Genomic DNA, 292 nt, shown 5'->3' with positions numbered 1-292 from the left:
TTCATCCGTTTACGGCGCGCCTTCTCCTCTTTCTTGGCAAGATCACGAGCGCGCGCTTCGCGAATGAGGTTCGCGAACCCTGCCAGGCAGCGAGCGTGGCGATCATGGGCCGGCGTCAGTGCCGCTTTGGACGCCTCAGCGAGGAGGAGACGATCTTCGGCGTCGAGGGGTTCGCTGTCGTTTTGAGGCAAATTGGCTTCCGGGAGATGTTCGGGCAGCAAGATCAAGGCCGGAATCATACTGTCGACAAAGCTCTGGACATCCGCCTCGGTCGCAAGAGCGGTGGGAACTT

The organism is Seohaeicola zhoushanensis, from assembly GCF_014656415.1.
GTDB lineage: Bacteria > Pseudomonadota > Alphaproteobacteria > Rhodobacterales > Rhodobacteraceae > Seohaeicola_A > Seohaeicola_A zhoushanensis.
Note: the sequence above shows the minus strand (reverse complement) of the source record.